The organism is Streptomyces sp. NPDC056948 (assembly GCF_042674225.1).
Classification (GTDB): domain Bacteria; phylum Actinomycetota; class Actinomycetes; order Streptomycetales; family Streptomycetaceae; genus Streptomyces; species Streptomyces purpurascens.
In genome coordinates this window covers 1-7231 of record NZ_JBHUQX010000449.1, presented here as the reverse complement: position 1 = coordinate 7231, position 7231 = coordinate 1, and the positions used below count along the sequence as shown (strand labels likewise).

The following is a 7231-nucleotide window of genomic DNA, read 5'->3' as shown; positions in this document are numbered from 1 at the left end:
GCGCACGGCCCGGCGATCGCCCCGGACCTCGTCGACCACCCGCAGCTCCCGGCTCGCGGCCGTCAGCTCCACCAGGCGGCGGTGCACAGCGTGCTGATAGCCGTCGTGCTCGGCGCTCCAGCGGGCCACGCCCTCGTCGGCTGTGTCCGCGACCAGGACGCGGCTGCGGGCCTGCCGGGTCCACAGGAACGGGCCGCCGGAGACGGACTGGTCACCGCCGTCCAACTGGAGGGTGTTGTGTCCGAGGGTCGACCGGAAGTACCGCCGCCACTCGGGCTGCCCGTGGTAGCAGTACGTCCCCGGGTCGGCGAGCACGTCGACCCCGTCGTGCCGGACCTCCACGGACAGCGCGTCCGCGTGGGCATGCGCGGCGATGGACAGGAACCCGTGCGGACCACCGTCGCAGCGGCACCAGATCTCTCCCGTCCCTTCCGGACCGCGCAGGATGGTCATGCCCGCATCGGCGAAATGGGCCGGCCGGCTCGCCGGGCGTGCGGTTCCCTTCGCCGTGTACGGCCTGATGAGCGCGGCGAGGAGCGGGGTGCGCACATCGGTGCCGGTCACCGCCGGCCACCAGGCGAGCCGGCCGAACACGGCGTCCCCGGTGGCCAGCAGCGAGGCCCAGCGGTCGGTGCCCGCTCCGTCCACGATCAGACCGTGCCCGTCGTCCGCGTCCCCCTGGCGCGGCGGCCGTAGCCGGTTGTCCACGACGGCCGCGAGCGCGTCGGTCATCCGCAGCAGCACCAGCCGGATCGTCCCGGGGACCGGCAGGCCGGCGGCATCCGCCTCGGCCACCGCGGCCAGGCCGAGCTCCAGCACCAGTCCGTGATACTCGGTGGCCAGCTCGCGGTTGAGGCCGGAGAGGAAGGTGTTGCCGCGTAGGTGCCGATCGAGCGACCGCAGCGCGTCGGCCCGCCAGCGCGCCGATTCGGGGAACCACCCGAACGCGCAGGCCGCCGCGAACTGCCCGGCGGTCTCGGCGATGACGTGGTTGTTCGCCGAGGACCCCCGGCTGGGGAAAGCGGCCAGCCAGCGCTGGTGGTGCCAGATCTGGTTCAGCGCCACCGGGTTGTCCTCGAACAGCCCGGCCGCGCCCGGCCAGCCGTCGAGCAGCCGGCGGATCCACACCCACGACAGCAGCCGGATCCCCAGCTCGATGCCGCTGATCCAGTGCACGCCGCGCAGCGGTGGGTTGGCCTCCCACCACGACCGCAGGTGCGCGGCCACTCGCTCGGCGTACCGCTCGTCCCCGGTGATCGCGTAGGCGGCGGCGAGCACGGTGAGGTACTGATGCCGGGACGGCTCCCAGATCTGCTTGATGTCCCCGACCGCGTCCTCGTCGCGGTACGGCACATCGAAGGCGTAGCCCGACGGCGCCCGGCGCCCGGTCTTCGGGTCGTACCACCAGTCCGGGTCGGCCAGGTCGTCGCGGTCCACCCCGAAGTACTCGGCGTGCCCGGCCATCAGCCGATCCGCCTCGGCGATGAGACGTTTCGCGGCATCCGGTGGCACCGCGGCGATCGTCCCGGCGGGCAGCACCGCGGTGAACCGGGCGCCGGTCACGCTCGGGCAGTCCGGCCGCGCCGACCGCCACAGCCGCCTGCGCACCGCGTCGCCCGCCCGGCCGCCGACCTCCCGCGGTCCCATCCGGGACAGCCGCCGTAGGTACCAGCCCGCGCTCATGGTCATCGCGTCCTCGCCAACGTCACCGGCGCGCCGCCGGCCAGGCCGGCCCCCACGGCGAGGGTGGCCGACGTGGTGGCGACCAGCGACTCCAGCGGCACCGGCATCGGCCCGCCGGTCCGCACGGCCTTGATGAACGCGGCCAGCTCGGCGTTCTGTCCCTTGTCGCGGGCCTGGGGCAGCCGCGAACTGACCCACCGCTTGCGGCCGTAGACCGAGGCACGGACGAAGTCGTCGAGCCGCAGCACCTTGCCGTCCGCGACGAGGTCCAGCGTCTCCTTGGGGAAGCCGGGCGCACCGGTGGTGACGTAGCTGATGGTGGCGGTGGACCCGTCCGGGTAGCGCAGCACGACCTGGAGGTCCTCGTTGCCGGACGTGGCGACCGCGTACACCGAGACCGGTTCGGCCTCGAGCAGCCAGCTCGCCGTGTCGATGAAGTGCCCGCCCTCGCCGGCGAACCGCGAGCCCTCGGTGCCCTGCCGGAGGTACCAGCTGCCGTGCCCGAGTTGGCCCGCGTTCACCAGGTAGCGGAGGCTCGCCGGACCGGTCCGGTCGCCGAACCGCTTCCTGGCCTCCCGCAGCAGCGGCGCGAACCGGCGGTTGAAGCCCACCTGCAACCGGTCGTTGCCCGACTCCTCCACCGCCGCGAGCACACCGGCCAACTCGTCCTCCGTGAGTGCCAGCGGCTTCTCCACGAACACGGCCTTGCCCGCCAGCAGCGCCTTCCGGGTCAGTTCGGCGTGCGAGCTGTGCCGGGTGACGACGAACACCGCGTCGATGGACTTGTCGCCGAGCACGGCGTCGAGATCGGTGGTCGCCTCGGCGAAGCCGAACTTCCGCTGCGCGTTGGCCGCGGACAGCGCCGTCGTCGTGACGACCGTGGACAACTCGACGCCGTCGCGCTGTGCCAGGTGCGGCAGCAGCATCGACGTCGCGTAGTTTCCCGCGCCGACGAACGCGAGGCGCACCGGCGTCCTGGCGGCCCGGGCCGGACGCGGCTTCACATTCACCGGGGGCACGGCCACCGCCGGAGCCTCCGCCTCCGCCCCCTGTTCCGGGTACCGGAACAGCACGGCCACGGCCTTCAGGTCGCCGTCCTTCAGGCGCTGGTACGTCTCGACGGCGTCGTCGAAGTCGGCGATGTGGGAGACCAGGGGCTCCACGTCGACGCTGCCCCGGGCGACGAGATCGAGGAAGCAGGCCAGGTTGCGGCGCTCGGTCCAGCGCACGTAGCCGATCGGGTAGTCCCGGCCCTCCAGCTCGTACTCCGGGTCGTAGCGGCCGGGACCGTACGAGCGGGAGAACCGGACGTCGAGCTCCTTCTCGTAGTACGCGTTCCACGGCAGGTCCAGGCGGCACTTGCCGATGTCGACGACCCGGCCGCGGTCCCGGCAGAGCCGGGCGGCCAGCTCGACGGGCTGGTTGCTGCCGCCGCCGGCGGCCAGATACACCTGGTCCACGCCGTGACCGTCGGTGAGTTCGGCGACGGCGGCTTCCACGGCCGCCGACTCGGGGTCGCCGCAAGCGGCGGCGCCAAGACGCTCGGCGAGCTCGCAGCGCACCGGGTCGGGGTCGACCCCGACGACGCGCACCCCCGAGGCGGCGAGGAGCTGCACCACCAACTGCCCGATCAGCCCGAGGCCGATGACCAGCGCCACCTCGCCGAGCTGCGACTCGCCTTGGCGGACGCCCTGCATCGCGATCGACCCGACCGTGCCGAAGGCCGCGTGCCGCGGAGCCAGGCCGTCCGGCACCGGGGCGTAGAGGTTCCTCGGCACCCAGTTCAGCTCGGCGTGCAACGCGTGCTCGTTGCCGGCGCAGGCCACGAGGTCGCCGACCTTCACGTCGTCGATCCCGGCGCCGACCTGCTCGACCACCCCGCACAGCGAGTAGCCGAGCGGCGTGTAGGAGTCCAGCTTGCCCATCACCTTGCGGTAGGTGGCGGGCACCCCGTTGGTGGCCACGCTCTGCATCACCTTGGCCACCTGGTCCGGCCGGGAACGGGCTTTGCCGAGCATCGACATGCCGGCCTCGGACACCTTCATGAGCTCGGTCCCGGTGGAGATCAGCGAGTAGGCGGTGCGGACCAGCACACCGCCCGGCTTGCACCCCGGCACCGGCACGTCGAGCACCGCCAGCTCGCCGCTCTTGTAGTTCTGTACAACCTGCTTCACCCGAACTCCTCTGAGATTCCTAAGCCGTTAACCGAGTGCTCTGACCGGACCCAGAGGTCGCGTCGCGATACCAGTACTCGAGGGTCAGCACATGCCACAGATGCTTGGAGAAGTCCCGCTGCCCGGCGGCGTCCTCGGCGACCATGCGCGCCAGGGCGTCGCGGCGCAGGAGCCCGGAGTTGACGAGCACGCCGTCGTTCACCACCTCGCGCACCAGCGGTGCCAGATCCCGGCTCATCCACGCGCGCAGCGGGGCGCTGAACAGGCCCTTGGGCCGGTACACGATCTCCTTGGGCAGGATCGAGGTGGCCGCCTCCTTGAGGACGGCCTTGCCCTGCCGTCCGACGATCTTGCGATCGCCGGGCACCGCGAACGCCGCCCTGACCACCTCGACGTCCACGTACGGCACGCGCACCTCGGTCGACGCGGCCATGCTGGAGCGGTCCGTGTACGTGAGGTTCAGACCCGGCAGGAACATCCGGGCGTCGCCCAGGCACATGCGGTTGACGAAGTCGTCGAGGTCGTTGTCCTCGTAGATGTCCGCGTGCTCGGTCAGCACGTCCTCGACCGTCCCGGCCAGGTCCGGATCGACCAGGGCCAGCAGCTCGTCCTGGTCGTACATGGTGTAGCTGCGCCGGAACGCGGTCTCCTCCGGCAGATCGGCGAAGGAGAGGAACCGCTTCGCGAAGCGCACCGACCGGTACCCCCGGCGGGCCGAGGCGACCGGCAGCCTGTCCACGGCCCTGGACAGGCCGTGCCGCAGGGGCCGCGGTATGCGCTGGTAGCGCAGGGCGAGCAGGTTGGCCAGGTGCTTGCGGTACCCGGCGAACAGCTCGTCGGCGCCCATCCCCGAGAGCATCACCTTGACCCCGGCCTCCCGGGCGGCCTCACAGATCAGGAACGTGTTGATCGCTGCGGGGTCGCCGATCGGCTCGTCCAGGCTGTACGTCATCTGCGGCAGCAGGTCGAGCACGTTCGGAGCGATCTCGATCTCCCGCAGGTCGACGCCGAACCGCTCGGCCACCTTCCGGGCGTAGCGCAGGTCGTCCGGCATCGCCTCGAACTTGGCGTCCTCGGCGCGGAATCCGATCGTGTAGGCGGAGATCCCGGGTTGGTGACGGGCCGCCAGGGCGGTCAGATAGCTGGAGTCGAGGCCGCCGGAGAGGAAGGTCGCCACGGGTACGTCGGAGAGCATGTGCCGCCGGGTCGACTCCTCGACGACGGCAGCCAGGTCCGGCTGCTCGCCGGCCCGGGCCCGCTCCCGTCCCTCGGCGGCGACGTCCTTCAGATGCCAGTACCGGCCGCGCTCCACCCGGCCGTCGGGCCGGCACCTGAGCCAGCTCCCCGGCGGCAGCTTCTCGGCTTCGCGGAACGCGCACCGTGAGTCCGGCACCCAGTAGTAAAGGAGCGAGGCCACCAGCGCCGCATGGTCCACCTCCAGCGTCCCGCCGGTGGCGGCGGCGAGCGCCTTGAGCTCGGAGGCGAACACCAGGCCTTCGCCGCGCTGGAGCAGGAACAGCGGCTTGATGCCCAACTGGTCGCGGGCGAGCACCAGTTCACCCGTTCGCTCGTCGAAGATCCCGAACGCGAACATGCCGCGCAGCCGGGGCAGGCAGTCCGTGCCCCAGCGCCGCCAGGCCTCCAGCAGCACCTCGGTGTCGGAGGTACCGCGGAAGCGCACCCCGGCGGCTGCCAGTTCGGCGCGCAGCTCGGGCGCGTTGTACAGCTCGCCGTTGTACGTCAGGACGAGGCCGCCCGAGACCATCGGCTGGGCGCCGGTCTCCGACAGGTCGATGATGGCCAGCCGGCGGTGCCCGAGGTGCACTTCGCCGTCACCGGCGGCGTGGCTGTACCGGCCCGCCCCGTCCGGGCCGCGATGGGCCAGGGTGTCGGTGAGCCGGTCGGTCACGACCTTCCCGTCCGGCCATCGGTAAGTGCCTGCGATGCCACACATGTCCTACCGTGCCTCCTGGTCGCTGTCCGGGACCCGTGCCGCCCACATCGGCAGCCGCTCCGTCTGCCGCCGGCCAGTCCCGTTCTGCAGGGCCGGCCGCTCGCTCCGGCCGCGCAGCGCGGTGTGCGGCCCGTCCCACAGGGTGCCGTCGGTCCGGTCCCGCGGATCGGGGTCGATCAGCACCACGCCGATCACCGGAATGTGCTGGTCCGCGAGCTGTCGCGCCACGGTGTGCAGCCATGCGGCGCTGCCGTGCCCGGCCCGCACCACGAGCACGGTCTGTGTGCCGAGGTACTGGAGGTCGGTCCACGCCGTGCCGGGCGCCACCGAGCCGACGCCGAGCCGGAGCTCCTGTTGCGACACGGCCGCGGCACGCTCGCCGCTCACCACGGTCGGGTCTCCTGGCTTCGGGCGGCGCTTGGCGAGCTGCGGGCCGGGCAGACCGTCGACGACGACCACCGGCCCCTCCGCCGCCAGTGCCCCGGCGAGGTCCAGGGCGATCACGCTCGTGCTGCGCGCACACCCCAGTTCCAGCAGCGACAGCGGTTCCGCGGAGCCGCGCACGGTGCGGGCCAGGGTCGTGGTGAGCCGTTCGCGTGTCGCCCGGGTCCGTCGGCGCTGCCACAGCCTGCCCGACCGGCGGGGCAGCTCCGCGATGACCGAGGCGCCGAGGTTCGCCGCGATGTCCCGGCGCAGCACGGGACGGTCCGCCACCACCGTGCCGACCGCGGCCACCGCGAGCCCGAGGACGAGCCCGAGGACGAGTCCGATCGCGGCGTCGGTGGCAGCGGTCCTGGGCAGGGAGTGCCGCACCGCGTGCGGGGCGTCCACGATCTGTGTGCCGGCGATGAGCTGGGGCGTGCCGATGCGCGCCTCCGCGGCGCGCTGGCCGAAGTCGGTGATCCGCGAGGTGAGTTCGGCCCGGCGGGCGAAGAGCGACTCCATGTCCGCCGACGCCTTCGGGTCGCTCTCCGGCGGTCCGTCTCCGATCGCCTTGTTGACCTGGGCGAGTTCGTCCCGCATGCGGTCACGCTGGTCGAGCAGCGTCTTGGCCTCGGAGTTCGCGGCTTCCTTTATCCGCCTCACGTGGTCCGCGACGAACGCGTCGGCCAGCGCCTTGGCGCGGGCCACCGCTTCCGCGTCGCTGTCACCTGTCGCATCGATCTGCAGCAGGTTGTTGGTCAGGCCGGTACCCGCGTAGTCCTGCATGAAGTCCTCCGGTTTCTCCGGGGACCCGAGGGACCGCAGGGCCTGGCTGGCGATCCGTGTGGTCCGCAGCAGCTCGACATCGGTGCGGATCAGCGTTCCGGGGTCGTTCGGCTGATCCTCCTGATGCGCGACCAGCACCTTGGTCACCGCGGTCGGCGGTGGCGGCAGCAGGACCCCCACCCCCCCCCCCACGAACCGCCCCCCCACACCC

At 72.3% G+C, this 7231-nt stretch carries 4 protein-coding genes; all 4 read right to left on the bottom strand.

The window, feature by feature from the left end; translation table 11 throughout:
- The coding region (locus tag ACFTZL_RS37790; protein ID WP_382592819.1) for an alginate lyase family protein at positions 1–1689 on the bottom strand (1689 nt) is incomplete at its 3' end.
- Positions 1686–3857, bottom strand: coding sequence for a bi-domain-containing oxidoreductase (locus tag ACFTZL_RS37785; RefSeq protein WP_382592816.1), 2172 nt, complete (start codon positions 3855–3857; stop codon positions 1686–1688). The genes ACFTZL_RS37785 and ACFTZL_RS37790, both read right to left, overlap by 4 nt.
- A gap of 19 nt (positions 3858–3876) precedes the next feature.
- Positions 3877–5811 (bottom strand): asparagine synthase (glutamine-hydrolyzing), encoded by a 1935-nt coding sequence (asnB, locus tag ACFTZL_RS37780; RefSeq protein WP_382592813.1) that lies wholly within the window; start codon positions 5809–5811, stop codon positions 3877–3879.
- 3 nt (positions 5812–5814) lie between these two features.
- The coding region (locus ACFTZL_RS37775) for a polysaccharide biosynthesis protein (RefSeq protein ID WP_382592810.1) at positions 5815–7231 on the bottom strand (1417 nt) is incomplete at its 5' end.

What these genes read in the sequence shown, in the direction of transcription:
- asnB (WP_382592813.1), bottom strand. Translation starts at nt 5,811, where the DNA reads ATGTGTGGCATCGCAGGCACTTACCGATGGCCGGACGGGAAGGTCGTG.